The organism is Rhizobium sp. Pop5, from assembly GCF_024721175.1.
Taxonomy (GTDB): domain Bacteria; phylum Pseudomonadota; class Alphaproteobacteria; order Rhizobiales; family Rhizobiaceae; genus Rhizobium.
Window position 1 is genome coordinate 3,533,687 of record NZ_CP099399.1, and the last position, 25,837, is coordinate 3,559,523.

Below are 25,837 nucleotides of genomic sequence, written 5' to 3' on the forward strand. Positions count from 1 at the left end.
ATGAACGCGGGAAGACGCGGGCAATAGCGCCGCGTCCCCATTCGCTGGGAAGAAAGCGGAAACTTACTTCACCTTGTCGTCACCGAGCGTTTCCTTGACGTAGTCGACAAGGATCTTCTGGGCGCCGGCAGCATCGGTTTCCTTGCGCAGCAGCGCTTCGGTGGCGCGCGCGACACCTTCCGCGACCGTGCCGAAGCCGGAAGCCTGCTTCAGGAATACGCCGTTCTCAGCCGCCGCATGGATCGGAACGAGTTCCGCCAGCTTCTGGAAGTCGGCATTCTTTGCAGCGTCCTTGCTGGCCGGAATGTTGCCGATGCGGGCGGCATAGGACACCTGGGTTTCGATGGAGCCGATCTCCATCAGCGCCTTGATCGCAAGCTCGGTGTTGGCCGATTTCGCATTGACGGCCCACGGCGCGGCAAGATTGGCGAGCACGTACTGGCCGCTGTTCTGGCCGGGAACCGTCCAGGTGCCGACCACCTTCGTCACCTCAGGGATCGGGTTCTTGCTTTCGCGGCCCCAGTCGAAAATGTAGCACCAGGAGCCGCAGGTGGTCGCGGCGAGTTTGCCGGCCGGGAACATCTGGTACTTCGGCACGACCCAGGGCTCGGGCCCGAGCAACGGCTGCGTCGGCATCAGATCCTTGTCGATCAGTTCCTTGTAGACGCCGAAGACATCCTTGATGCCCTCACCGTTGAGATCCAGCTTACCATCGGCATCGGCAAGCTGCGGCGTCTTGGAACCGACGAGCAGGTGCTGGAAGCCTTCGTCGAAAGCGCCGCTGCCCCAGGAGACGCCGGCGGGGAAGAGCAGGCCATAGGCGCCGGTCTTCTGCTTGATTTCAGCCGCCCGATCGAGAAGCTCCCGCCATGTCTTCGGCTGTTCGGTGGAGATGCCGGCCTTTTCGAGAACGTCCTTGCGGTAATAGATTTCCTGGATACCGAGCATGAACGGCATCACATAGGTTTCGCCATCCGGGCTGACGGCAAGCGCCTTGGCGACGTCATAGAGATTGGCGTAACCGTCCCAGGCCTTGAACTCCGTGGTAACGGGCGCGAGGTAGCCGGCCTCCACCATGTCGGCGACGGCAGCCGTCGTCGGGATGGAGAACAGGTCTGGCGCGTTGCCGGCGCCGAGTTCCGTCAGCAGCTTGGTCAGGTAATCCTTGTCGGGGGCCGGATATTCGACGACCTCGACGGTCACCCCGTATTTCTTTTCGATCCGTTCGACCGTCGACTTCATCGCATCGATGCCGGCCTGGCCGTGATTTGCAATTCGGATTGTTTCAGCCTGCGCCAGCGTCGAAACCGCGCTCAGCAGGATGGCGCACAGGCCACCAAGAACCGTCTTCTTCAACGAAAATCCTCCCTTTTTTAGAGACACGGCGCCCTCCAGCACCGGCGGCACAAAATGTACACGCATTCCAATTACTGACAAGACGGATTCTGAAAAGAATCGATGAGCCGCTTTAAATCATTGATTTAACATAAATATATACGGCTTGCTTCCACCGATCAGTTTGTGTAATCGTGTACACAATATCTTCAGGGAGGAATTTTCATGTCTGGGAAATTACGCCTCGGCGTTATCGGCGCCGGGTTGAAGGCGGCGGAATATGCCACGAGCTGGGCCAAGATGCCGGAGATCGAATTCGCAGCACTGGCTGACACGACTGCGGCCTCGCGTCAGCGCCTGATCGACGTCTGCCTCGCTGCCGGCGCGCCCGAACCGAAGGGGTTCGAGGACTATCGCGAGATGCTCGCCGAAATGAAAAGCAAGCTCGACATCGTCTATGTCTCCACCCCCCATGCCTTCCATGCAGAGCAGGCGACCGCCGTCGCCGCGGCAGGCCTCGACCTCTTCCTGGAAAAGCCGATGGTGACGACGGTCGCCGAGGCCGAGCGACTGATCGCCGCGCAGAAAAAAAGCGGCGTTACCATCGTCACCGCCTTCCAGGGCGGCCTGTCGCCGCTGGTGCTCGACACGCGCAAGCGGGCGCTTGCCGGCGAATTCGGCGAATTGATCGCCATATCGGGCATGATCTGGGAAAGCTGGGCGTCCAACTATGATGGCCACTGGAAACAGCAGCCGGAAATATCAGGTGGCGGCTTCATGTTCGATACCGGCGCTCACATGATGAACACCGTCTGCCTGCTGGCCAATTCCGATTTCGATAGCGTGTCGGCCTATATGAACAATCACGGCAAACAGGTCGACATATCAACCGCCGTCTCCGCCCGGCTGAAGAACGGCGCACTGGCGACGCTGACGGCGGCCGGCGAAGGCCCTCCCGGCTGCGCCTCGGACATCACCTTCTTCTATTCGAAATCGATCGTGCGCATCGACGCCTGGGGCGGCTGGCGCGAGATCAGCGCCGGCCGCACCGCCGCGCCGCGCGAGGCGGCCGAAATTCTCGGTAATCCCATGAAGAATTTCCTCGCTATCCGCGAGGGGAAAATGGAAAACTCCGGCTCCGTTGAAATGGGCCTCAGATTCGCTAGGCTGTGGGATGCAATCAAGGAATCGGCAGCGGCCGGCGGCGCCCCCGTCAGGATCGCCGCCTGACAGGCGAAGATGAGCGGAATGAACAAACGGCGGATTACCTCGAAAGAGCTGGCGAAACTCGCCGGCGTCTCCTCCGCCACCATCTCCCGCGCCTTCTCGCCGGATTCGCGCATCGGCCCCGCGACGCGCGACCGCATTCTCGCCGTCGCGCGTGAATATGGCTACCAGCCGAACGCCATTGCTCGATCATTGAACAACCAACGCTCACGCCTCGTCGCTCTCGTCGTCAATGCGATCGGCAACCCTTGCGAGGCTGAAGAACAGCAGCTCCTCGTCCATCGCCTGCAGGCGCGGCAGCTGCTGCCGATCATCCTCTGCTGCGCCGACCATTCCGATCGGCTGCAGTTGATGCGGCTTGCCTCCACCTATCAGGTCGACCACGTCGTCATCTTTTCCGACATGGTGTCGATGCAGGACGCAGTCGATATCTTCCACACGACGAAGCCGATCATCGTCTCCTTCGAGCCGCTCGAAAACGAAAACGTCTCCAGCATCCGCATCGACGGTTCCAAAGCCGCCGATGAGATCATCGACAAGATCGTCCGGGACGACAAGAAACGCTTCGCCTATCTCTCCGGCACCAATTCAAGCTGGATCGACAAGTTAAGGCGCGGATGGTTCGCCGAGGCGCTCGCCAAACGCGGTCTCGCCTTCGAAGCGCAGGCCTTCGGCGACTATTCCTATGATTCCGGCTTCAAGGAAGCCGTGCTCCTGCTGCACCGCGACAAGGTCGATGCGATCATCTGTGGTAACGACGTCATGGCGATCGGCGCGCGTGATGCCGCGCGCCGCGTGCTTGGCAAAAACACGCCGGAGGATATCGCCATCGTCGGCCAGGATGGCATTGCCATGGCCGCCTGGGATTGCAACGACCTCACGACGCTGAGCCTCGACCACACCGCTTTCATCGACGCGGTCGTCGAACTGATCGAACGCCACGACGCCGAGATCGAAGGCCCGCACAATATCACGCTCACCTGCAACCCCCGCTGGGGCTCGACCGCCTGATGCTTGCCGTCAAGGCGGATGAGGCGGTTCCGGATGACGGCATCACCGAAAAAAGCTAAAGCGCATCGCATGAATCAGATTTGACGCGAAGCGCCTGCACGGCCCGCGCCTTATCGCATCAAGGAGGAATATCCGATGACCCGATTTTCACGCGCCGAAATGCGCCGCGCCGCTCCTGATGCCATGATCGGGAGAGCCTGAATGCGTTCCGTCGTTTCCTTCAACGAAGGCTGGAGTTTCCATGAAGGCTTCGGCCAGCGTCTGCTCGAAAGCTTCGACGCCGCCAAGTCGGTCAGCCTGCCGCACACCGCCGTCGAGCTGCCCTTTAACTATTTTGATGAGACCAGCTACCAGCGCGCCTTCACCTATCAGAAGGTGGTGCGCTGGCTGCCGGAATTCGAGGGCCGCGAGGTTTCGCTGATCTTTGACGCCGCCATGGCCGATAGCGTCGTCTATCTGAACGGCGAGGAGATCATCGCTCACAAAGACGGCTACACCCCCTTCGAGGCCCGCCTCACCGGCAAGCTGATCAAGGGCGAAAACCTACTAACCGTGAAGATCGACGGCAGCGAAAACCCGGCCATTCCACCCTTCGGCGGCCGCATCGACTACCTGACCTATGCCGGTATCTATCGCGACGTCTGGCTTAAGGTCACCGATCCGGTCTCGATCCGCAATCTCAAGATCGAAACAGCAGACGTTCTCGCCCCTGAGAAATCGGCGACCGTCCGTGTCGATATCGCCAACCCGGAAGGCCGCAGCTTCTCGGCGACCGTCACCGCCACGCTGAAGCAGGCCGACGGCACCCTTATCGCCACCGCGGCAACCGAGACGATCGGCGAGCGCACCAGGCTTTCTTTCGGCGGCCTTACCGGCATCGTGCTCTGGGATATTACCGATCCCAACCTTTACGAGGTCACCGTCGAGCTTAGGACCGAGCACGGTTCCGACCGTCTCTCCACTCGCTTCGGTTTCCGCACCGCTGAATTCACACCCGAAGGCTTCCTGCTCAACGGCAAGCCGCTGAAGCTGCGCGGCCTCAACCGCCACCAAGCCTTCCCCTATGTCGGTTATGCCGCCGGCCGCTCCGCCCAGGAGCGCGATGCCGACATCATGAAGACGGTGCTGAAGTGCAATATCGTCCGGACCTCGCATTATCCGCAGTCGAAATGGTTCCTCGACCGCTGCGACGCGATCGGCCTCCTCGTTTTCGAGGAGATCCCTGGCTGGCAGCATATCGGCGATACCGACTGGCAGAAGGAATCGATCGAGAATGTCCGCCGCATGATCGAGCGCGACTGGAACCATCCATCGATCATCATCTGGGGCGTGCGCATCAACGAGTCGCAGGATAGCCACGATTTCTACGTCGAGACCAACCGCCTGGCCCGTGAGCTGGACAGCACCCGCCAGACCGGCGGCGTACGTTATATCACCGAAAGCGAACTGCTCGAAGACGTCTACACGATGAACGACTTCATCCTCGGCAACGAAGAACTGCCGGGCTCCAACCGCCCGCGCACGGCGCTGCGCGGCCAGCAGGAAAATACCGGTCTGTCGCAGAAGGTGCCGTACCTCATCACCGAGTTCAACGGCCACATGCACCCGACGAAGATCTATGACCAGGAGCAGCGTCAGGCCGAACATGTGCGCCGTCACCTGGAGGTGCTGAATGCAGCCTACGGCGATCCTGACATTTCGGGCGCGATCGGCTGGTGCATGTTCGATTACAACACCCACAAGGATTTCGGCTCCGGCGACCGCATCTGCTATCACGGCGTCATGGATATGTTCCGCGAGCCGAAATTCGCGGCCTATGCCTATATCAGCCAATGCGATCCTTCCGAGGAGATCGTTATGAAGCCGGCGACCTTCTGGGCGCGCGGCGAGCGCAATATCGGCGGCGTATTGCCGCTGATCATCCTGACCAATTGCGACGAGATCGAGTTGCAATATGGCGCGCTTTCCAAGCGCATCGGTCCGGACCGTGAGAACTACCCGCATCTGCCGCATCCGCCAATCGTTCTCGACCACCGGCACTTTACGGCCGATGAACTCGGCACGTGGGGTCTCGAATGGATCGACGGCACCCTCACCGGCTATATCGGCGGCCAGCCGGTGGCGAGCCTGACGCTGGCGGCCGATCCCTTGCCGACGACGCTTGAGATCGTTGCTGACAGCCAGACGCTGAAAGCCCGCGAACGCGACAGCACCCGCGTCATCATCCGCGCGCTCGATCAGTGCGGCCAGCGCCTGCCATTCATGAACGACAGCGTTTCGCTGAAGGTGCATGGCCCGGCAAAGATCGTCGGTCCGACCAATGTGCCGCTGCAGGGCGGCACAGCGGGCTTCTGGCTGGAGGCGACTGGACTGACCGGCGAGATCACCGTCGAAGCGGTTTCTTCGCGTTTCGCGCCGGTAACGCTTGCCGTGACGGCCGTCGCCTGACGCATAGCTCAAAATATTAGTGCGCCGCGCTCCTTGTCGGACGCGCGGCGCATAATGACCTCACGCGATCCTTGCCTGTGTTTCGGGATCGAAGAAGACGGCCTTGTCGAGATTGAAGGCGAGGCGAGTGTGCTGGCCTGGAGCGATGCCGGCATCGGCGCGCAGGCGGGCGACGACTTCCTTGCCGCCGAGCTTGGTGACGGCGAAGGTGTCGGAACCGGCGGGTTCGACGACCTCGATCAGGCAGTCGCCTTCGGTGAGCGAGCGGGCATTGCGGTCGGCGCCGTCAGGATCGGTCAGCGCCTCGGGGCGGATGCCGAAGATCACCTGCCGGCCGGCATAGGAGGAGAGGCCGTTGGCGCCTGTCGTGACGGGCAGCGTCAGCGGCGCGGCATTCGGCCGCTCGAGCGAGACGGCAAGGCCGCCGGCGCCGTTCTCGACCGAGGCCTTGACCAGGTTCATCGCCGGTGAGCCCATGAAGTCGGCGACGAACATGTTGGCGGGATTGTTGTAGATCTCGGCCGGCGTGCCGAACTGCTGGACGATGCCATCCTTCATCACGGCGATCTTGGTCGCCAGCGTCATCGCCTCGATCTGGTCGTGGGTGACATAGACGATGGTCTTGCCAGTCGCCTGATGCAGCCGCTTGATCTCGATGCGCATGTCGACGCGGAGCTTGGCGTCGAGGTTGGATAAGGGCTCGTCGAACAGGAAGAGCTTGGGATCGCGCACGAGCGCCCGGCCCATGGCGACGCGCTGGCGCTGGCCGCCGGAGAGCTGGCTCGGCTTGCGGTCAAGCAGATGGCCGATCTGCAGCACCTTGGCGACCTTGTCGATCGCCTGCTTGCGCTCTTCCTGCGGCACGCCGCGCATCTCCATGCCGAAGGCGATGTTGCCCGCCACCGTCATGTTCGGATAGAGCGCATAGGACTGGAACACCATGGCGATGTCGCGCTTGGAAGGATGCAGGCCGTTGACGGCGCGCCCGTCGATCCTGATCTCGCCCGAGGTGATCGTCTCCAGCCCGGCAATGGTGTTGAGCAGGGTCGACTTGCCGCAGCCGGACGGGCCGACCAGCACCAGGAAGCCGCCCTTTTCGAGTTCGAGATCGATCCCCTTGAGGATGTCGACGGCGCCGAAGCGCTTTCTGAGGCCGGAGATTTCCAGGAAAGCCATGGGTTACCCTTTGACTGCGCCCGCCATCAGGCCACGCACGAAGTAGCGGCCGGCGAGGATATAGACGATGAGCGTCGGCACGGCGGCGATCATCGCCGCCGCCATGTTGACATTGTATTCGACCACCCCGGTCGAGGTGTTGACGACATTGTTGAGCGCCACCGTCATCGGCATGGAGTCACCGGTGCCGGCATAGGCCGAGGCAAACAGGAAGTCGTTCCAGATGTTGGTGAACTGGTAGATGACGGTGACGACGATGATCGGCAGCGAGTTCGGCAGCATGATGCGGCGGAAGATCTGGAAGAAACTGGCGCCATCGACCTGGGCGGCCCGGACCAGCTCGGTCGGGAAGGCCTCGTAGAAATTGCGGAAGAACAGCGTCGTGAAGCCCAAGCCATAGACGACATGGACGAAGACCAGATTGACGGTGGAATTGCCGAAGCCGAAGCTGAGGCCGGTGGCGTTCTGCAGCGTCACCCCGAAGCGGCCGAGCGAGCCGAGGATGGTCGCCATCGGCAAGAGCACCGACTGGAACGGAATGAAGCAGGCAAACAGCATCAGCCCGAACACCAGCGTATGGCCGGGGAAGCGCCACTTGGTCAGGACATAACCGTTCAGCGCGCCCATGAAGGTGGAGATCGCCACCGCCGGCACCACCATCTTGATCGAGTTCCAGAAGTAGCCCTTGATGCCGGCGCAGGTCAGCCCGACGCAGGCCTCGCCCCAGGCCTTCACCCAGGGATCGAAGGTCGGCGCCTGCGGCAGCGCCAGCATGTTGCCGTTCTGGATCTCGTCCATCGTCTTGAACGAGGTCGTCAGCATGACGAAGAGCGGCATCAGGTAGAGGATGGCGAAGATCACCAGCAGACCGTAGATGACGATGCGGCCGATCCAGCGGGCGCTGTTGCCGCGCTCGAGAGCTTTGGCCGCCGCTGCCGATGAGGACGTGCCGATCGCAGAGGTGACGCCGCTCATCGGGCCTTCTCCTTCAGTTCGGAATAGAGATAGGGAACGATGATCGCCGAGATCGTCATCAGCATGATGATGGCGCTGGCCGAGCCGACGGCCATCTCGTTGCGCTTGAAGGTATATTCATACATGAAGTTCGACGGCAGCCAGGCCGAGCCGCCGGGACCGCCCGAGGTCAGCGCCACCACCAGGTCATAGGACTTGATCGCCATATGGGCGAGCACGATGAAGGTCGACAGGAAGATCGGGCGCAACAGCGGGATGATGATGCGGCGATAGAGCTGAAAGGGCGAGGCGCCATCGATCTGCGCCGCCTTCATGATCTCGCCGTCGATGCCGCGCAGACCGGCGAGGAACATCGCCATGACGAAACCGGAGGCCTGCCAGACACCGGCGATGACGACGGTATAGATGACGAAGTCCTTGTTCTTGATCCAGTCGAAGTGGAAGCTCGTCCAGCCGAAGTGGTGCAGCGTCTGTTCAAGCCCGAGGCCGGGATCGAGGAACCACTTCCAGGCGACCCCGGTGACGATGAAGGAAAGCGCCATCGGATAGAGGAAGATCGGTCTGAGCAACCCCTCGCCGCGGATCTTCTGGTCGAGCAGGATGGCGAGCAGCAGGCCAAGCGCCAGGCAGATGCCGACATAGAGGAAGCCGAAGATCGCCATGTTGGTGATCGAGGTATACCAGGAAGACGGCGGATCGTTCTCGAAGGTCCAGCGCCACAGCCGCTGATAGGCGCGCGCGCCGGTCAGTTCATAGGAGGGAAAGGTCTTGGAATTGGTGAAGGAGAGATAGGCCGTCCAGACGATGAAGCCGTAGACGAAGATCAGCGTGATGACGAAGCTCGGCGCCAGCACGATCTTCGGCAGCGCATCCTGCAGCCGGCTTCTGATCGACATCCCGCCCGCTTGCTCCGGCGTCAGAACCGGATCGGTGGTGGCAACTGTGCTCATCGAATGCATCTCCTCCCTGCATGTCGTCATGCATGTCGTCATGGGCTTCTGGCCCGCATGCCGTCCCCGCATGATCGCCCCCACATATCCGTCAGGGGCTGAAGCTTCCCCGCGAACGACGCGGGGAAGCCGTGTTCATCGGCAGAACTCAGCGGGCGTCGTCGATCGCCTGGACGAGCTGCTTGACAGCTTCGTCGGAGCTCTTGATCTGGCCGTGGACGAACTTCGAGACGACGTCCTTATAGGCATTGGCGATTGCCGGAGGCGCGCCGTAACCCTGGGCGAGCGAACCGAACAGCGTGCCGCCCTCGTTGGCCGCCTTCAGGTCGGCAATACCCTTCTTGCCGCAGGCGTCGAAGTCGGTGTCGGGAACGTCGGTGCGGGCCGGGACCGAGCCCTTGACGACGTTGAAGGCCGACTGGAAGCTCTTCGACAGTGTTGCGGTCGCCAGCGCCACCTGGGCGGCCTTGCGGTCGTCGGGAACGTTGAACATGCCGAACATGTCGGAGTTGTAGATCACGCTGCCTTCGGTGCCGGGGAAGCGGTAGCAGAGGAAGTCCTTGTCCGGCGTCTTCTTGGCGGCGACGAACTCGCCCTTGGCCCAGTCGCCCATCACCTGCACCAGCGCATCACCCTTGATGACCATGGCGGTCGCCAGGTTCCAGTCGCGGCCGGAGAAGTTCGGATCGACATATTTGACGATCTTCGCCAGGTTGTCGAAGGACTTCTTCATCGTGTCCGACTTCAGCGACGCCTCGTCGAGATCGTTGAAGGCCTTCTTGTAGAACTCCGGGCCACCGGTCGACAGCACGATCGAATCGAACATCGTCGCTTCCTGCCAGTTCTGGCCGCCGAGCGCCAGCGGGATGACACCGGCCGCCTTCGCCTTGTCGAGCAGGGCGATCAGATCGTCGAAGCTCTTCGGCTGCTTGCCGCCGATCTTGTCCATCACAGCCTTGTTGATCCACAGCCAGTTGACCGAGTGGACGTTAACCGGGGCTGCGACCCACTTGCCGTCATAGACGGAGAACTTCTGCAATGCCGCCGGCACCGACTTGTCCCAGCCTTCCTTCTTGGCCGTCTCCGTCAGATCACCCATGACGCCGGCCTGGGCATAGTCGAGCACGGTATAGCCCAGCATCTGCGAGGCTGTCGGATAGGTGCCGGCCGCCACCATCGCCTTCAGCGCCGTCATCGCCGCATCACCGCCGCCGCCGGCAACCGGGACGTCCTTCCAGGCAAAGCCTTCCTTCGACAGATCCTGCTTCAACACGTTCAAGGCCGCAGCCTCGCCGCCCGACGTCCACCAGTGCAGCATCTGCACTTCCTTCACATCGGCAGCCTGAGCCCCACCCAAACCAGAAACCATCACGACAGCAATCGCCGCCGAGCTTAAAAACTTGCGCATGAATTTCCTCCCATTGAAAATCGACGGCGGGACCTCCCCTGCCGCCCGATGCTTCCCGCCGTTGCGGCGGGCGACATACGGCCGCGCTCCTCCGCGCGGTTGCTAATTTAAAACGTTATAAAGCCTTGGCCGTCAAGCCCTTTCTCGACACCCGAGAAAAATATGATTACTTCATCATCCAATTGAATTATATAAATGTTTTCCGGATGGCTAGCGAAGTGTTAAAATTTAAAACGTTTTCATTCGTTGATTGCGCACAGGTCTCATCGTGTTATTGTACCGGCAATTTCAGCATAGGAAGCCAGAGTGAGCGAATCCTCCCGACCGCAACGCGGCGAAAATCTCGACGTCATGCCGAAGCGCGGCAAGCCGACCTTGCGAACGATCGCCACGATCGCCGGCCTTGCGGTGACGACGGTGTCGCGGGCACTCTCCGATGCCCCGCAAATTTCGCTCGAGACCCGTCAGCGGGTGCATCGCATCGCCCGTGAGATCGGCTATCTTCCCGACCGGGCCGCACAACGCCTCAAGACGGGCCGCACCAACGTCATCGCCATCCTGCTCGATTCGCACGAGGAAGTGGTCGGCTTCAGCACCTCGATCATGTACGGCATAGCCAAAGCGCTGAAAGAGACCTCCTACCATCTTGTCGTTGCCCCGAACTTCCTGTCGACGACCAATGTCGAGGCCGCCGACTACATCATCCGCAACCACCTGGCCGACGGACTGATCTTCACGCGGACCGAACCGCTCGACCCCCGCGTCCGCCTGCTGCTCGAAACCGGCTTTCCCTTCATCTGTCATGGCCGCACCGAATTTTCGACGCCGCATCCCTATGTCGACTATGACAATTTCACCTTCGCCTATGAGGCGACGCGCCGGTTGATTGCAAAGGGCCGCGGAAAAGTGACGGTGATCCTGCCGCCGAAACGGCTGACTTTCTGCCAGCATATCCTGCACGGCTTCATGACGGCGGTTCGGGAGGCCGGCATCGCCTATGAGATCCCCGAGGCGGTCGATCTCGATACGCCGGCCGATTTGCTGCGTGACTTTATCCGCGCCCGCGCAGCCGCCCCGGACGCGCCTGACGGCTTCATCTGTCCCGGCGAGGTGTCCGCGCTTGCCGTCATCAGCGGCATGAGCGACGCCGGCCGCGCACTTGCCGTCGATTACGATATCGCTGCCAAGGAGACGTCCCGTCTTCTCACGCAATTGCAGCCGAAGGTCGATACGATCCACGAGGATCTGACGGCGGCCGGCGAAGATCTCGGACGCATGCTGCTGCAGCGCATCAACAATCCCGACGCCGCAGATCTGCATCTCCTGCTGCCGCCGCAGATCAATTTTCCAGTCGGTTAGACCCCGCTCTGAAGGTTGGCATCTTAAACCTATTTCCCTGGCGCGTGATTTATCCTAAAAGCACGCCGTAATCCGGTCGCAGCCCACCCGGTCAAAACAAGGGAATCCAAAATATGAAAACCATCGTCGTCTGCTCCGGCGGACTCGACTCCGTTTCGCTTGCCCACAGAATGGCAGGAGAAGCACAGCTTGTCGGTCTCGTCTCCTTCGACTACGGCCAGCGCCACCGCAAGGAACTCGACTTCGCCGCCAAATGTGCAGCGCGGCTCGCGGTTCCGCACCATATCATCGACATCGCGGCCATCGGCGGTCATCTTAGCGGATCGGCCCTAACCGACAACGTCGAGGTTCCGGACGGCCACTATGCCGAGGAGACCATGAAGGCCACCGTGGTGCCGAACCGCAACGCCATCATGCTGGCCATCGCCTTCGGTCTGGCGGCCGCGCAGAAGGCGGATGCCGTTGCCGTCGCCGTCCATGGCGGCGATCACTTCATTTACCCCGACTGCCGCCCGGGCTTTATCGACGCCTTCCAGCGCATGCAGAACGCGGCGCTCGACGGTTACGCCAGCGTCAAACTGCTCGCACCCTATGTCGAGGTTTCCAAAGCGGCAATCGTGGCCGACGGCGCGAAACACGGCACACCGTTCGCGGAAACCTGGTCCTGCTACAAGGGCGGCAGCCTCCATTGCGGGCGCTGCGGAACCTGTGTGGAACGCCGCGAAGCCTTCCATCTTGCCGGCGTCGCCGATCCCACGGAATACGAGGACCGCGACTTCTGGAAGGCGGCGGTGTCGCAATATGCCGCGACGGAGGTGCGTTGATGTACCGCATCACCAAGGAATTTCATCTCTCCGCCTCGCATCAATTGGATCACCTGCCGACTGATCATCAATGTGCCCGGCTCCATGGCCACAACTACATCGTGGTCGTCGAACTCTCCGCAGAAACCCTGAATGAGGACGGCTTCGTTCGCGACTATCACGACCTCGCGCCGCTCAAGCGCTATATCGACGAGGCTCTCGATCATCGCCACCTGAACGACGTATTCGGTCATTCCAAAGTCACGTCCGAATTCCTGGCCAGGCATTTTTACGAGTGGTGCAAGCAGCGCTTCCCCGAGACATCGTCTGTCCGCGTCAGCGAGACGCCGAAGACCTGGGCGGAGTACAGGCCGTGAGCGCGGAGACCATTCGCGTCAGCGAGATATTCGGCCCGACCATACAAGGCGAAGGCGCGTTGATCGGATTGCCGACCGTGTTCGTCAGGACGGGTGGCTGTGACTACCGCTGTTCCTGGTGCGACAGCCTTCACGCGGTCGACAGCGCCTTCCGGGATCAATGGATGTCCATGTCGGTTGAGGCGATTTGGCAGGAGGTCACGAAACTCTCCGGAGGCAAACCGTTGACGGTGTCGCTTTCCGGGGGCAATCCGGCGATCCAGCCGCTAGGGCCGCTGATCGAACTCGGCCATTCCAACGGATACCGCTTCGCGCTGGAAACACAGGGGAGCGTAGCGCGGGACTGGTTTCGCGATCTCGACACCCTGGTCTTGAGCCCCAAGCCGCCTTCGAGCGGAATGCAGACGGACTGGGAGCAGGTCGGCAACTGTCTTCGACTTGCCGCCGGCGGGCCGGAGGTCGCGTTGAAAATCGTCGTCTTCGACGATGCCGACTACGCATTCGCCCAAGAGGTGAGCCAGCGCTATCCCGATATTCCCTTGTTCCTCCAGCCCGGCAACCACACGCCGCCGGCGCCCGATGACGACGACGCCCGTATCGATATTGACGGCGTAATGGACCGGATGCACTGGCTTGTCGGGAAGGTGACCGCCGACCAATGGTTTGACGCGCGTGTGTTGCCTCAATTGCACGTGCTGCTTTGGGGAAACAAACGCGGGGTATGACCCCGTGGGAAGCCTAGCGCTCCTGAAAAGCAAAGACATCGACGGGTTCGCCCAGCCCGCGCAGGGAGAAGGTGCCGAGCTCGTCCATGTCTTTCGCGCAACCCGCCATTTCAACGAAGGCCCGCGACAGGAGCACCGGACGCTTGACCTCCTTGGTCAGGCTTTCCAGCCGCGAGGCGATATTGACCGCCGGGCCGATGACGGTGAAATCCAGCCGCCGGCGCGAGCCGATATTGCCGTACATGACGTCGCCGACATGCACGCCGACGCCGTAGCGCAGCGGTTCGCGTCCGTTACCCTCATGCTGCCGGTTCAGTTGCGCCATCGACTCCTGCCCTTCGCGGATCGCCTGCAACAGATCGGTGCAGGCCGTTTCCTTGGTCAGCGGGAAGATTGCCAGCAATCCGTCGCCCATGAACTTCAGGATCTCACCGCCATAGCGTTCGATCGGGTCCGATATGGCATCGAAATAATCGTTCAGCAGATGGATGACATCGTCGCGGGGCCAGAGATCCGAGATCGCCGTAAAGTCGCGCAGATCGCAGATCATGATGGCCGCGCCGACGGTCGCGCCGCTGCCGCGCGTCGTGACCCCCGACAGGATCTGCTCGCTCGCATGCGGCCCCACATAGGTCTGCAGCAGCGTGCGCGCCATGATGTTTTTCAGCCTGATCTCGCTGACGAGCGTCAGCGCCGGCAAGAGATCGCGCAGGAAATCGACGTGCTCATTCGTAAAACCGCCCGGCCGGCTGGTGGAAAATGTCACGACGTGCCGTTTGCCGAACGTGTGTTCAACCGGCCAGGCGATATATTCGGTGAGGCCATCGTCGCGCAGTTCCCGGTAGAATGAATCCGCGTCGCCGTCGGCTATGCTTTCCAGCTGTCTGCGGATCTCTTCGGCACCCTGATGGATCGCATTGATCGGACTCGTCAGGAACTCCGGTGTATTTTCGATACCATAGGCGAATGTGTTGATCTTCGCCTCCGTCAGGCCCTCCTTCCAGAGGATACGGGCGCCGATCCATTGCGGATGGTTCGTCCTGAAATGCAAAGTCGCGCGGGCGACCGGCACCCCTGCCGCCATCAGCTTCCCGCACATTTCCACCAGGATGTTGTCGATGAAGCGCTCGTCGCGCGTCTCGTTCACCAGCCAGTCGAGAATCCGCCTCCGACGGACCGGCCAGATGCCCTCGTCCGTTTCAACGGCAGCTTTGGCCTTGTTCAGAAAAGACGACATCAGAAACTCCCGCTAAACCACACTTTCGGCGAGTACCGAATCCAGTTTCGCTGAATGTGGTCGATGAAGAGGCAAATGATAAGGGGAAGCTGAAATTAAGTCTCAGAAATCCCAGTCCTCGTCCTCGGTCGCGACCGCCTTGCCGATGACATAGGAGGAACCCGAACCGGAGAAGAAGTCGTGGTTCTCGTCGGCATTCGGCGACAGTGCCGACAGGATCGCCGGATTGACCTTGCAGGCCTCGGCCGGGAAGAGCGCTTCATAGCCGAGGTTCATCAGCGCCTTGTTGGCGTTGTAATGCAGGAATTTCTTGACGTCCTCGGTCAGCCCGACGCCGTCATAGAGAGCTTCGGTATATCTTGCCTCATTGTCATAGAGCTCAAGCAGCAGGTCGAAGGCGAAGTCCTTGATCTCCTGTTTCCGCTCATTGCCAAGTCGCTCCAGCCCACGCTGGAATTTGTAGCCGATATAATAACCGTGCACGGCCTCGTCGCGGATGATCAGCCGGATCATATCGGCCGTATTGGTGAGCTTGGCGCGGCTCGACCAGTACATCGGTAGGTAGAAGCCGGAATAGAACAGGAAGCTTTCGAGGAAGACGCTCGCGACCTTCTTTTTCAAAGGGTCGCCTGAAGCATATTGCTCCATGATCAGCGCCGATTTGCGCTGCAGGAACTCGTTTTCCTCAGACCAGCGATAGGCGTCGTCGACATCGGGTGTCGAGCACAGCGTCGAGAAGATCGAGGAATAGGAGCGGGCATGCACCGCCTCCATGAAGGAGACGTTGGAAAGCACCGCCTCCTCGTGCGGCGTCGCGGCATCTTCCATCAACCTAATGGCGCCGACGCCGTTCTGGATCGTGTCGAGCAACGTCAATCCGGTGAACACGCGGATCGTCAGCTGCTGCTCTGCCGGCGTCAGCGTTGCCCATGAGGGAATGTCGTTGGAAAGCGGCACTTTTTCCGGCAGCCAGAAATTGCCGGTGAGACGGTTCCAGACTTCGAGATCCTTGTCGTCCTCGATGCGGTTCCAGTTGATGGCGCGCACGCGGCTGATTGGCTTTACGGCGATGTTCATGGTGATTAAGTCCTTCCAATATCTGATTGCGCTCGGAGCCCCCTCACCCCGCCCTCTCCCCGAGGGGAGAGGGGATGTCGCGTCTGCCGCAAATGTCTTCTCCCCATCGGGGAGAAGGTGCCGGCAGGCGAATGAGGGGGCCATTTGCTCAACGGCTCGCGGCCGAAATCAATTCACAGCGTGCAGGAAACGCAGCCCTGCACCTCCGTGCCGGACAGCGCCATCTGGCGAAGGCGAATGTAATAGATCGTCTTGATGCCCTTCTTCCAGGCGTAAATCTGCGCCTTGTTGATGTCGCGCGTGGTTGCGGTGTCGCGGAAGAACAAGGTCAGCGACAGGCCCTGGTCGACATGCTGGGTCGCCGCCGCGTAGGTGTCGATGATCTTCTCCGCCCCGATCTCATAGGCGTCCTGGTAATAATCGAGATTGTCGTTGGTCATGAACGGCGCCGGGTAATAGACGCGGCCGATCTTGCCTTCCTTGCGGATCTCGATCTTCGAGACGATCGGATGGATCGAGGAGGTGGAGTGGTTGATGTAGGAGATCGACCCTGTCGGCGGCACCGCCTGCAGGTTCTGGTTATAGAGACCGGAAGCCATCACCGTTTTCTTGAGCGCCGCCCAGTCTTCCTGCGTCGGAATGTGGATGCCGGCATCGTCGAAAATTGCGCGAACCTTCTCCGTCGCCGGCTTCCATTCCTGCTCGATATATTTGTCGAAATAGTCGCCGGAGGCATATTTCGAATTTTCGAAGCCCTTGAAGCTCGTGCCCCGCTCGACCGCCAGCAGGTTCGAAGCGCGGATCGCGTGATAGGTCACCGCATAGAAATAGATATTCGTGAAATCGACGCCTTCCTCGGAGCCATAAAAGATGCGCTCGCGGGCGAGATAGCCGTGCAGGTTCATCTGTCCGAGGCCGATCGCATGGCTCTCGTCATTGCCCTTTTCGATCGAAGGCACCGAGGAGATGTGGCTCATGTCGGAAACTGCCGTCAGCGCCCGGATCGAGGTTTCGATCGTCTTGCCGAAATCGGCGGAATCCATCGCCGCCGCGATGTTCAGAGAGCCAAGATTGCAGGAAATATCCTTGCCCATCGTCTGGTAGGAGAGGTCGTCATTGTATTCGCTCGCCTCGCTCACCTGCAGGATCTCCGAGCAGAGATTGCTCATGGAGATGCGCCCGGCGACCGGGTTCGCCCGGTTCACCGTGTCCTCGAACATGATGTAGGGATAACCGCTCTCGAACTGGATCTCGGCGATCACCTGAAAGAATTCGCGTGCCTTGATCTTCTTCTTGGAGATGCGGGCATCCGCCACCATCTCACGGTACTTCTCCGTCACCGAGATTTCGGTGAACGGCGCGCCGTAGACGCGCTCCACGTCGTAGGGCGAGAAGAGGTACATATCCTCATTGTTTTTGGCGAGTTCGAAGGTGATGTCGGGCACGACGACGCCGAGCGACAGCGTCTTGATGCGGATCTTCTCGTCGGCATTTTCGCGCTTGGTATCGAGGAAGCGCATGATGTCGGGGTGATGGGCGTGGAGATAGACCGCGCCCGCGCCCTGGCGCGCGCCGAGCTGGTTGGCATAGGAGAACGAGTCTTCGAGCAGCTTCATGATGGGTATGATGCCGGAGGATTGGTTCTCGATCTGTTTGATCGGCGCGCCGGCTTCGCGAATATTCGTCAGCGACAGCGCCACGCCGCCGCCGCGCTTCGACAGTTGCAGCGCCGAATTGATCGACCGGCCGATCGATTCCATATTGTCCTCGACACGCAAAAGGAAGCAGGAGACGAGCTCGCCGCGCTGCTTCTTGCCGGCATTCAAAAAAGTCGGCGTCGCCGGCTGGAACCGGCCGGAAATGATCTCATCGACCATGTCGCGGGCAAGGGTCTCGTCGCCGCGGGCCAAAGTCAGTGCCACCATGCAGATGCGGTCTTCGTAGCGCTCCAGATAGCGCTTCCCGTCGAAGGTTTTCAGCGTGTAGCTGGTGTAATATTTGAAGGCGCCGAGAAACGTGGGGAACCGGAATTTCCTGGCATAGGCCTGGTCGAACAGGTCACGGACGAAATTGAAGGAATACTGGTCGAGCACTTCCTGCTCGTAATAGCCTTCAGTGACCAGATAATCGAGCTTCTCCCTGAGGTTATGGAAGAACACCGTGTTCTGGTTCACATGCTGCAGAAAATACTGCTTGGCCGCCATTCGGTCTTTGTCGAGCTGGATCTTGCCCTCGTCGTCATAGAGGTTCAGCATCGCGTTCAGCGCGTGATAATCGAGCGTTTCCGCAGCCTTCAGCGGCTTTGCGCCCACATCCCGCGTCAAATTTGTTCCCGTGTCCAAAATCGTCCCATCCCATCTTTGACATTGGCGACATCCTCGGAGGTTCCCAGGAGCTCGAACCTGTAGAGGTACGGCACCTGGCACTTCTTCGAGATGACATCGCCGGCAAGCCCGTAGGTCTCGCCGAAATTGCTGTTGCCCGCGGCGATCACGCCCCGGATGTTGGAGCGGTTTTCCGCATCATTGAGGAAACGGATCACCTGCTTGGGCACGGCCCCTTTACCGCCGTCCCCGCAATAAGTAGGCGAGATCAGCACGTAGGGTTCGCGAATGTGGATATCTTCAGCGCTGAGGGGAATGCGCGCCGCGCGCAATCCCAGCTTCTCGACGAAACGATGGGTATTCCCGGATCGGCTGGAATAATAGACGATCAGCCCCACCGCTCTTCTCCGATCAGGAGAGCGCGCTGATCATATCGGGACGGAAGCCCGCCCAGTGGTTCTCGCCGGCAACGACGACCGGAACCTGCATGTAGCCCATGCCGCGCACGCGATCGAGCGCCTCGGTGTCCTGGGAAATATCGACGATGTCATAGTCTACCCCCAGGCGATCCAGGGCGCGATAGGTGGCGGTGCACTGAACGCAGGCAGGCTTGCTGTAAACGGTAACGCTCATCATGTTCCTCGTGATGTCAATGAATTCAGGACGCAGGACTGGGATCGGGCGCCATGCGGCGTCCGGGGCAAAGTTTGATAATGATCTGGCAAAGTTGGCGCTTTAAACGCCCAATAGCATCCCTCGCAGGATGTGCGCGGGTGGCGGCCTTGATGTTCTCGACATGACTTCAAACCCCGAAGTGCTCATGCGGATGTTCGGGGGCAGTGCAACAGGCACGGATAGATTCCGTCTTCATGCACGCGACCTTCCGGACACCCCGCCCGTGGACGTTTCGTTCGAGGCAGGTCTCCTGGCTCACGGGTCGAAGCACCCTGCCCAGCCTTCCCGGAACCTCATGCTCCAGTGACCTGAAATCGGACAGTTGCTCGCCGCTCACAGTTGCGGGGGCAGCTCCGGCATTGCCGCGCCGTAATGGCGAAGCGCACCGTATTCCCATCTTAGCCCCCGATCCTCACGAATCGAAGGAACCTCAAACACTAGATATAGTACGCGAATCCCAATTCGCGTCAACGGATGGTTTGTGCATCGCGTTACGGGAGGTTTGAAATCACTGCATTCCTGTGAAAAACAGGGATAACGAAGGCTTAACGAAAAGACGCTGTAGAGAAGGGTCCGATAAAGAGACCCGGCCTGTCGCCAACTCCCAGGCTGGGACAAGCCATGCAAAACTCGCAACGTCATCCTCGGCCTTGTGCCGAGGATCTGCGCCGCTCAATTAAGCACCTGAAAATAAATGGTTTCTTGTCAAACAATTACAGCGGTCAGATGCTCGGCACAAGGCCGAGCATGACGGAGAGACCTTGTCGACAAACTGAGAGCCGGCCTAAGCGATGGCCCGCTCCGCGGTTTGGATTCTCGATCGCGCCCAAATCGGTGGTCTTTACATCGCCATTCGGGAAAAATTCATCCCTTTAAGCGAAGCAGCCTGAGCGCATTGATCGTCACCAGCACGGTGGCGCCGGTATCGGCGAGGATTGCCGGCCAGAGCCCGGTAATGCCGGCGATCGTCGTCACGAGGAAGACCGCCTTCAGGCCGAGCGCGATTGTGATGTTCTGCAGGATGTTGCGCATGGTCCGCTTGGAAAGCGCGATCATCCGCGCCACGTCCCCGACGCGCCCGTGCAGCACGGCGGCATCCGCCGTCTCCAGCGCCACATCCGTGCCGCCGCCCATGGCGATGCCGATATCGGCCGCCGCCAGCGCCGGCGCGTCGTTGATGCCGTCGCCCACCTTGGCGACGGTGAAGCCTTCACGCTTCAATTCGCCGACGACCCGCTGTTTGTCCTCCGGCATCATCTCGCCGCGCCAGTCGATGCCGAGCATGCCGGCAACGGCCGCCGCCGTGCGTTTGTTGTCGCCCGTCAGCATCATTGCCTTCACGCCTGCCGATTTGAGCGCGGAAAGTCCAGCCCCGGCATCCTCGCGCGGCTCGTCGCGCATGGCGATCAGGCCCGCGGCTGCGCCATTGACGAGCAGCACCGATACGCTCTTGCCTTCGTCATTCAGCGCCGTGATGCGCCCATCCTGCTCTCCATCGAGCGCCCCGCGCTCGCGAGTTGCGGACGGCGACAGCAGATCCAGGGTCTCGCCCCCGACTTTGCCGGTGACGCCCTTGCCCGGCAGCGCCTCCAGCTCGAAGGCCGGCGGCACGGGAACGCCGCCGGCCTTGGCGCGATTGAGGATTGCCAGCGCCAGCGGATGGCTGGAACCTTGCTCCAGCACCGCCGCGCGCGACAGGACCTGCGCTTCGCTCAAGCCGAAGGAAACGATGTCGGTCACCTGAGGTTTGCCTGCCGTCAGCGTACCCGTCTTGTCGAAGGCGACCATCGTCACCTTGCCGAGCGTTTCCAAGACCGCGCCGCCCTTCATCAAGAGCCCGCGCCGGGCGCCGGCCGACAGCGAAGCAGCGATCGCCGCCGGCGTCGAGATGACGAGGGCGCAAGGGCAGCCGATCAAGAGGAGCGCCAGCCCCTTGTAGATCCATTCGCTCCATGAACCGCCGAAAAACAGCGGCGGAACGACCGCAACGAGGGCTGCGACAACCACCACGCCCGGCGTATAATAGCGTGAGAACCGATCGATGAAGCGCTCCGTCGGCGCCTTCGATTCCTGCGCTTCCTCCACCAACTTGACGACGCGGGCGATGGTATTGTCGGCGGCGGCCGCCGTGACGCGAACCCTGAGCACCGCATCGCCATTGACCGTGCCGGCGAAGACGACGGCATCCACGCCCTTGCGCACCGGCGTGCTTTCGCCCGTCACCGGAGCCTCGTCGATCGCGCTCTCGCCTGATACAATGACGCCGTCTGCCGAGATGCGGTCGCCGGGGCGAACCATGATGATCGCACCGACGGCGAGGCTCTCCGCAGGCACTTCCCGCGTCTGCCCATTGTCTTCAAGCAGCGCATTCTTCGGCACCAGCGTCGTCAGCGACTGGATGCTTTCGCGCGCCTTGCCCGCAGCCACACCCTCCAGCATCTCGCCGACAAGGAACAGGAACACGACGGTTGCCGCTTCCTCACCGGCATTGATGATGACGGCGCCGACAGCGGCGATCGTCATCAGCATCTCGATCGAAAACGGTGTGCCCGATAGGGCCGCCATGACCGCACGCCGCGCGATCGGCACGAGACCGACCAGCATGGCGACGATGAAGGCATAGGGGGCGATTGCCGGCACGAGATGGCCGGCGGCATAGGCGGCAACGAGCGCTGCACCGGAAAGGATGGTCAGCCGCCCCTTCTTGCTCTGCCACCAGGGGCCGGACATCGGCGCGTGGTCGTGCCCGTGCAGGCCCTCGATTTCCTTTTCACCATGAGCGTGGTCGTGATCCCCATGATCATGGTCATGGCCGGCATGGTCGTGATCATGACCTTCGTGATCGTGATCATGGCCCGCATGATCGCCGTGATCGTGGTCGTGGCCCGCGTGATCGTGCCCATGGTCATGGTCGTGATGGTCATGCGTGCCGTGTTCATGCGCAGGCGCCGCACCTGCGGCAAGCGGCGCGACTGAATAGCCGAGCCCCGTCACCCTCTTCTCGATCGCCTTGAGGTCACTGCTGCCGTCATGCCGGACGGTCATCGTGCCCGCCATCACCGAGACGGAAACATCGGCAACACCAGCCACGCGCCGGACCGCCGTGTCGATCTTGGTTGCACAGGCGGCGCAGTCCATGCCGCCGACCCGGTATCGCGTCTCGCTCGTTTCAGCCATCGTCGCTTCCTTGCCAAACAGAAGCATCTCTCCTACATCCTCTAGCGACTAGAGGTGCAAGAGAAAAATAATGAAAAAGATTACGATTGGTGAAGCTGCGCGCCAAAGCGGCGTGAAGGTGCCGACGGTGCGTTATTACGAGAGCATCGGCCTGCTTGCGGCGCCGAACCGCAGCGAAGGCAACCAGCGCTCCTTCGAGCCCGCCGACATCAGCCGCCTCGCCTTTATCCGTCATGCCCGCGAGCTCGGCTTCGAGATCGAGGCGATCCGCACGCTGCTGACCCTGCAGGACGATCCGAACCAGTCCTGTGCCTCGGCCGACGCCATCGCCAAGGCCCGCCTCGTCGAGGTCGAGCAGCGCATCCGCAGCCTGATGGCGCTAAAAGCCGAGCTGGAAACCATGGTGGAAGGCTGCGGCCATGGCCGCGTCGACCAATGCCGCGTCATCGAAGTCCTCGCCGACCACGGCCAGTGCAGGCATTCGCACCATTGACGGCTTGCGCCATTGAAGGTGACCCGCGCCCGCACCAAAACTGCCTGAGACAGAATCGCGCGAGGCACCCATGAACCAGAAGCGGATTGCCATCATCGGTGGCGGCCCGGCAGGCCTTGCGGCCGCCGAACTGCTTTCGCTCTCCGGCCATGCGGTGACCGTCTATGACGCCATGCCGACCTTCGCCCGCAAGTTCCTGCTGGCCGGCAAATCGGGTCTCAACATCACGCATTCCGAGGACTATGCCCGTTTCGCCACGCGCTTCGGCACGGCTTCCGCCCATCTGCGCCCGGCCCTCGATGCCTTCACGCCCGCTGATGTCAGGGATTGGGCTGCAGGGCTCGGGACCGAGACCTTCGTCGGTTCCTCTGGCCGGGTTTTCCCGAAGGTGATGAAGGCCTCTCCGCTGCTGCGCGCCTGGCTCCGGCGGCTGGAAAACCAAGGCGTTACATTGCGCACCCGCCATCGCTGGACCGGCTTTGCCGAAGGGGGCTATGTTTTCGAAACGCCGGAGGGACGCGTCACAGTCCATTGCGATGCTGCCCTGCTGGCGCTCGGCGGCGCAAGCTGGCCGCGCCTCGGCTCCGATGCCGGTTGGTTGCCCCTACTCTCGGAGAGGGGCGTCGAGATCGACGCCTTCCAGCCCGCCAATTGCGGCTTCATCGTCGGCTGGAGCGCAAGCTTCAGCGAGCGTTTCGCCGGCGAACCGGTGAAGTCGGTCACCGCCGCCTCCGAGGCCGGCACGCTTCCCGGCGAATTCGTCATTACAAAAAGCGGCATCGAGGGCAGCCTTGTTTACTCTCATGCAGCCGCGTTGCGCGACCGGTTACGGAGCGATGACAGTGCCGTCCTGACGCTCGACCTTGCACCGGGCCGGCCGATCGAAAGGCTGGCGCGCGACCTTGCGCGGCAGGGCGCCAAATCGAGCTTTTCAAACCGCCTGCGCAAGGGCGCCGGTCTTGACGGCGTCAAGGCGGCTTTGTTGCGGGAACTCGTGCCCGAACGCGAGCGGACCGATCCCGGGCGGCTCGCCGGCATCATCAAGGCCCTGCCCGTGCCTGTTCTCGACACGCGGCCCATCGGCGAGGCAATCTCGTCTGCCGGCGGCATCCGCTGGAGCGGCATCGACGAGAGCTTCATGTTGAAGGCTCTGCCGGGCGTCTTCGCCGCCGGCGAGATGCTCGATTGGGAGGCGCCGACCGGCGGTTACCTCCTCACGGCCTGCCTGGCGACCGGCCGCGCCGCCGCGCGCGGCATCGATGCGTGGCTGCACGGATAGGCGCTGGCGCTCGCAGCCCTGAACAGCAAACAAGAACTTGCTTCAATCAGGCCGAGGCTGGATGAAATGTCAGGACAAGGCCGTTCATGCAGTAGCGAAGTCCGGTTGGCTTCGGACCATCGTCGAAGACGTGGCCGAGATGGCCGCCACAGCGGCTACAATGGACCGCTGTGCGCGCCATCCCGAAAGTGGTGTCGTTCGTGGTGCCAACGGCATGGTCGAGCGGTGCCCAAAAGCTCGGCCAGCCGGTGCCGCTATCGAATTTCGTTGCCGAAGAAAAGAGCTTTTGGTCGCAGCCGACACAGGCGAAATTTCCTTTCCGCTCCTCATGCAGCAGGGCGCTGGTAAAGGGACTTTCCGTCCCAGCCTGACGCAGGATGACAAACTGATCCGGCGTCAGCAGCTTACGCCATTCCTCATCGGTGTGGGTCACTGCAAACGTTTCGGCAGCGATCGCCTTGCCGGCCAGGCCAGAGCGAAGGGCAAGCGCCCCGAAAACGGTAGTCATCAGCAACAATCGTCTGTTCAGCATGATCGGGATCTCCCCATATGGCAAAGGCTTGTTCTGTAGGGAAATACGGGCGGGAGAAGTCTTTGTTACATTCTCACCGCTCAAACACCGAAATGTGATGCCGCGCCCTTCGCCGCACACTGACAACAGCCACGCGCCACCTGATTGCAAACCAGCGGCTTTTCTATCAGACTGTGCTGAAGTTCCGTGGGAGGAGCAGATGCACGAACAATCAGCGCATGCAGAGCATGTCTACACCTCTGCCCAGCGCGATTCCGCGGCGGCCAGTTCTCCGGTGGTCGCCTCCTGGCGGCGATGCATGACCATGCACCAGCTCGCCCCCGAGGACGAACGGGCGCCGCTGCGCCTGACCGATGAGGAATTCCGCCGTGCCCGCGAACAGTCCGGGCAGCTGATCGCCAGCGCGACGGAAGAACTCGATCGCCTCTTCACCACCGTCGGCAAGGCCGGCTGCTGCCTGCTTCTGACTGACAAGAATGGCATTGCGCTGGAGCGGCGGGGAGCGGCCGGCGACGACAAGGAATTCCGCGAACTCGGCCTCTGGACCGGTTCCGTCTGGACCGAGGCAAGCATCGGCACCAACGGCATCGGCACCGCGCTTGCCGATGAACGCGCCGTCGCCATCTTCCGCGACCAGCACTTCTTCTGCGCCAATACCAGCCTCAGCTGCACGACGGCGCCGATCCGCGATCACCGTGGCCAGCTGGCCGCGGCCCTCGACATCTCCACCTGCCGTGAAGACGTCAACGAGATGACCCTGGCAATCCTGACGCAGACCGTCCGCGATGCGGCGATGCGCATCGAGCTTAACCTCTTTCGTTCAGCCTTTCCCAGCGCCCGCTTCCTGATGGTTCCGGCCGGCGCCAATTCGGCCGCCGCCCTGCTTGCCGTCGACCGTCATGACCTCGTGCTCGGGGCGACGCGTGCCGCCCGCATCGCGCTGCAGCTGGACGACAAGCGGATCGCCGCCGGCATCCCGGCCGCCGATGCTCTCCGCGAGGCGAGCGTCTCGCAGCAGGAAGAGATGGTCGAGGCGGAAAAGGCAGCCTTGCTGCGGGCGCTGTCGCGCGCCGGCGGCAACGTCTCCCAGGCGGCGATAGCCCTCGGCATCAGCCGCGCCACCCTGCACCGGAAGATGAAGAAGCTCGACCTGCACTGATCGGCTCAAAGGTTCCGCCGTTGCGGCAATCGGAAGCCGATCCTGTCGCAAGTCTGCGACACTGTGCGCTGCGGTATCGAAGAGCCTCCC

Annotated in this window: 22 protein-coding genes and 1 riboswitch; of the genes, 10 read left to right on the top strand and 12 right to left on the bottom strand. The window is 61.5% G+C overall.

Going from position 1 to position 25,837, the window contains the following annotated elements; genetic code table 11:
* Positions 1-63: 63 nt before the first annotated feature.
* Positions 64-1,356 carry an ABC transporter substrate-binding protein gene (locus NE852_RS19555; RefSeq protein ID WP_008533458.1) on the bottom strand — a complete coding sequence of 431 codons (1,293 nt, stop codon included), beginning with the start codon at positions 1,354-1,356 and terminating at the stop codon, positions 64-66.
* 204 nt (positions 1,357-1,560) lie between these two features.
* Here NE852_RS19555 and NE852_RS19560 point away from each other — a divergent pair, with 204 nt between their 5' ends.
* The 3 genes from NE852_RS19560 to NE852_RS19570 all read left to right on the top strand — a co-directional run bounded on the left by NE852_RS19560 (position 1,561) and on the right by NE852_RS19570 (position 6,021).
* Positions 1,561-2,565, top strand: a complete 1,005-nt coding sequence (locus tag NE852_RS19560; protein WP_258155962.1) for a Gfo/Idh/MocA family protein — start codon at positions 1,561-1,563, stop codon at positions 2,563-2,565.
* A 9-nt stretch (positions 2,566-2,574) separates the two neighbouring features.
* A complete protein-coding gene (locus NE852_RS19565; protein WP_258155963.1) occupies positions 2,575-3,573 on the top strand; it encodes a LacI family DNA-binding transcriptional regulator in 999 nt (332 codons plus the stop codon).
* 201 nt (positions 3,574-3,774) lie between these two features.
* On the top strand, positions 3,775-6,021 hold the full coding sequence (locus tag NE852_RS19570; protein WP_008533465.1) for a glycoside hydrolase family 2 protein: 2,247 nt from the start codon (positions 3,775-3,777) through the stop codon (positions 6,019-6,021).
* 60 nt (positions 6,022-6,081) lie between these two features.
* Here the strand turns inward: NE852_RS19570 and NE852_RS19575 are convergent, their stop codons facing one another.
* From NE852_RS19575 to NE852_RS19590, 4 genes are all read right to left on the bottom strand, one after another.
* Positions 6,082-7,197 (bottom strand): ABC transporter ATP-binding protein, encoded by a 1,116-nt coding sequence (locus NE852_RS19575; protein ID WP_258155964.1) that lies wholly within the window; start codon positions 7,195-7,197, stop codon positions 6,082-6,084.
* 3 nt (positions 7,198-7,200) lie between these two features.
* Complete coding sequence (locus NE852_RS19580) at positions 7,201-8,172, bottom strand: carbohydrate ABC transporter permease (protein ID WP_008521178.1); 972 nt, start codon at positions 8,170-8,172, stop codon at positions 7,201-7,203.
* Positions 8,169-9,122 carry a carbohydrate ABC transporter permease gene (locus NE852_RS19585; RefSeq protein WP_008521180.1) on the bottom strand — a complete coding sequence of 318 codons (954 nt, stop codon included), beginning with the start codon at positions 9,120-9,122 and terminating at the stop codon, positions 8,169-8,171. The genes NE852_RS19580 and NE852_RS19585 overlap by 4 nt, the downstream gene beginning before the upstream one ends.
* A 148-nt stretch (positions 9,123-9,270) precedes the next feature.
* Positions 9,271-10,530, bottom strand: coding sequence for an ABC transporter substrate-binding protein (locus NE852_RS19590; RefSeq protein ID WP_258155965.1), 1,260 nt, complete (start codon positions 10,528-10,530; stop codon positions 9,271-9,273).
* A 306-nt stretch (positions 10,531-10,836) separates the two neighbouring features.
* Between NE852_RS19590 and NE852_RS19595 the strand changes: the two genes are divergently transcribed.
* The 4 genes from NE852_RS19595 (at position 10,837) to queE (ending at position 13,794) form a co-directional block, all read left to right on the top strand.
* Positions 10,837-11,889 carry a LacI family DNA-binding transcriptional regulator gene (locus tag NE852_RS19595; RefSeq protein ID WP_258155966.1) on the top strand — a complete coding sequence of 351 codons (1,053 nt, stop codon included), beginning with the start codon at positions 10,837-10,839 and terminating at the stop codon, positions 11,887-11,889.
* Positions 11,890-12,002: 113 nt separating this feature from the next.
* Positions 12,003-12,713 carry a 7-cyano-7-deazaguanine synthase QueC gene (queC, locus tag NE852_RS19600; RefSeq protein ID WP_008536622.1) on the top strand — a complete coding sequence of 237 codons (711 nt, stop codon included), beginning with the start codon at positions 12,003-12,005 and terminating at the stop codon, positions 12,711-12,713.
* Complete coding sequence (queD, locus tag NE852_RS19605; RefSeq protein ID WP_008536620.1) at positions 12,713-13,069, top strand: 6-carboxytetrahydropterin synthase QueD; 357 nt, start codon at positions 12,713-12,715, stop codon at positions 13,067-13,069. Before queC ends, queD begins: the two co-directional genes overlap by 1 nt.
* Positions 13,066-13,794 (top strand): 7-carboxy-7-deazaguanine synthase QueE, encoded by a 729-nt coding sequence (gene queE / locus NE852_RS19610; RefSeq protein WP_008536619.1) that lies wholly within the window; start codon positions 13,066-13,068, stop codon positions 13,792-13,794. The genes queD and queE overlap by 4 nt, the downstream gene beginning before the upstream one ends.
* Before the next feature lie 13 nt (positions 13,795-13,807).
* On the opposite strand, the gene NE852_RS19615 is transcribed toward queE, so the two are convergent.
* The 6 genes from NE852_RS19615 to NE852_RS19640 form a co-directional block, all read right to left on the bottom strand.
* Entirely contained in the window at positions 13,808-15,031 is a 1,224-nt protein-coding gene (locus NE852_RS19615) for an adenylate/guanylate cyclase domain-containing protein (RefSeq protein WP_258155967.1), read from the bottom strand.
* Between the two features lie 102 nt (positions 15,032-15,133).
* Positions 15,134-16,108, bottom strand: coding sequence for a class 1b ribonucleoside-diphosphate reductase subunit beta (gene nrdF / locus NE852_RS19620; protein ID WP_008536615.1), 975 nt, complete (start codon positions 16,106-16,108; stop codon positions 15,134-15,136).
* Between the two features lie 173 nt (positions 16,109-16,281).
* Positions 16,282-18,450 (bottom strand): class 1b ribonucleoside-diphosphate reductase subunit alpha, encoded by a 2,169-nt coding sequence (nrdE, locus tag NE852_RS19625; protein WP_258155968.1) that lies wholly within the window; start codon positions 18,448-18,450, stop codon positions 16,282-16,284.
* Positions 18,429-18,830, bottom strand: a complete 402-nt coding sequence (gene nrdI / locus NE852_RS19630) for a class Ib ribonucleoside-diphosphate reductase assembly flavoprotein NrdI (RefSeq protein ID WP_008536609.1) — start codon at positions 18,828-18,830, stop codon at positions 18,429-18,431. The genes nrdE and nrdI overlap by 22 nt, the downstream gene beginning before the upstream one ends.
* A 13-nt stretch (positions 18,831-18,843) precedes the next feature.
* Positions 18,844-19,065, bottom strand: coding sequence for a glutaredoxin-like protein NrdH (gene nrdH / locus NE852_RS19635; RefSeq protein WP_008536608.1), 222 nt, complete (start codon positions 19,063-19,065; stop codon positions 18,844-18,846).
* 264 nt (positions 19,066-19,329) lie between these two features.
* Positions 19,330-19,555: riboswitch (cobalamin riboswitch) on the bottom strand.
* A 416-nt stretch (positions 19,556-19,971) separates the two neighbouring features.
* A complete protein-coding gene (locus tag NE852_RS19640) occupies positions 19,972-22,284 on the bottom strand; it encodes a heavy metal translocating P-type ATPase (protein WP_258155969.1) in 2,313 nt (770 codons plus the stop codon).
* Between the two features lie 70 nt (positions 22,285-22,354).
* On the opposite strand from NE852_RS19640, the gene NE852_RS19645 reads away from it, so the two are divergent.
* Both NE852_RS19645 and NE852_RS19650 read left to right on the top strand, forming a co-directional pair.
* On the top strand, positions 22,355-22,777 hold the full coding sequence (locus NE852_RS19645) for a helix-turn-helix domain-containing protein (protein WP_008536602.1): 423 nt from the start codon (positions 22,355-22,357) through the stop codon (positions 22,775-22,777).
* 70 nt (positions 22,778-22,847) lie between these two features.
* Positions 22,848-24,056 carry a TIGR03862 family flavoprotein gene (locus NE852_RS19650; RefSeq protein ID WP_008536600.1) on the top strand — a complete coding sequence of 403 codons (1,209 nt, stop codon included), beginning with the start codon at positions 22,848-22,850 and terminating at the stop codon, positions 24,054-24,056.
* A gap of 46 nt (positions 24,057-24,102) precedes the next feature.
* On the opposite strand, the gene msrB is transcribed toward NE852_RS19650, so the two are convergent.
* On the bottom strand, positions 24,103-24,588 hold the full coding sequence (gene msrB / locus NE852_RS19655; RefSeq protein WP_008536598.1) for a peptide-methionine (R)-S-oxide reductase MsrB: 486 nt from the start codon (positions 24,586-24,588) through the stop codon (positions 24,103-24,105).
* Between the two features lie 199 nt (positions 24,589-24,787).
* Here msrB and NE852_RS19660 point away from each other — a divergent pair, with 199 nt between their 5' ends.
* The gene (locus NE852_RS19660) at positions 24,788-25,747 is read left to right on the top strand and encodes a helix-turn-helix domain-containing protein (protein WP_008536597.1); all 960 of its coding nucleotides are present in this window, start codon (positions 24,788-24,790) and stop codon (positions 25,745-25,747) included.
* Positions 25,748-25,837: the final 90 nt, after the last annotated feature.

Coding starts and splice junctions, on each gene's coding strand:
- NE852_RS19560 (WP_258155962.1), top strand. CDS start 1,561: ATGTCTGGGAAATTACGCCTCGGCGTTATCGGCGCCGGGTTGAAGGCG.
- NE852_RS19565 (WP_258155963.1), top strand. CDS start 2,575: ATGAGCGGAATGAACAAACGGCGGATTACCTCGAAAGAGCTGGCGAAA.
- NE852_RS19570 (WP_008533465.1), top strand. CDS start 3,775: ATGCGTTCCGTCGTTTCCTTCAACGAAGGCTGGAGTTTCCATGAAGGC.
- NE852_RS19575 (WP_258155964.1), bottom strand. CDS start 7,197: ATGGCTTTCCTGGAAATCTCCGGCCTCAGAAAGCGCTTCGGCGCCGTC.
- NE852_RS19580 (WP_008521178.1), bottom strand. CDS start 8,172: ATGAGCGGCGTCACCTCTGCGATCGGCACGTCCTCATCGGCAGCGGCG.
- NE852_RS19585 (WP_008521180.1), bottom strand. CDS start 9,122: ATGAGCACAGTTGCCACCACCGATCCGGTTCTGACGCCGGAGCAAGCG.
- NE852_RS19590 (WP_258155965.1), bottom strand. CDS start 10,530: ATGCGCAAGTTTTTAAGCTCGGCGGCGATTGCTGTCGTGATGGTTTCT.
- queC (WP_008536622.1), top strand. CDS start 12,003: ATGAAAACCATCGTCGTCTGCTCCGGCGGACTCGACTCCGTTTCGCTT.
- queD (WP_008536620.1), top strand. CDS start 12,713: ATGTACCGCATCACCAAGGAATTTCATCTCTCCGCCTCGCATCAATTG.
- NE852_RS19615 (WP_258155967.1), bottom strand. CDS start 15,031: ATGTCGTCTTTTCTGAACAAGGCCAAAGCTGCCGTTGAAACGGACGAG.
- nrdF (WP_008536615.1), bottom strand. CDS start 16,108: ATGAACATCGCCGTAAAGCCAATCAGCCGCGTGCGCGCCATCAACTGG.
- nrdH (WP_008536608.1), bottom strand. CDS start 19,065: ATGAGCGTTACCGTTTACAGCAAGCCTGCCTGCGTTCAGTGCACCGCC.
- NE852_RS19640 (WP_258155969.1), bottom strand. CDS start 22,284: ATGGCTGAAACGAGCGAGACGCGATACCGGGTCGGCGGCATGGACTGC.
- NE852_RS19645 (WP_008536602.1), top strand. CDS start 22,355: ATGAAAAAGATTACGATTGGTGAAGCTGCGCGCCAAAGCGGCGTGAAG.
- NE852_RS19650 (WP_008536600.1), top strand. CDS start 22,848: ATGAACCAGAAGCGGATTGCCATCATCGGTGGCGGCCCGGCAGGCCTT.
- msrB (WP_008536598.1), bottom strand. CDS start 24,588: ATGCTGAACAGACGATTGTTGCTGATGACTACCGTTTTCGGGGCGCTT.
- NE852_RS19660 (WP_008536597.1), top strand. CDS start 24,788: ATGCACGAACAATCAGCGCATGCAGAGCATGTCTACACCTCTGCCCAG.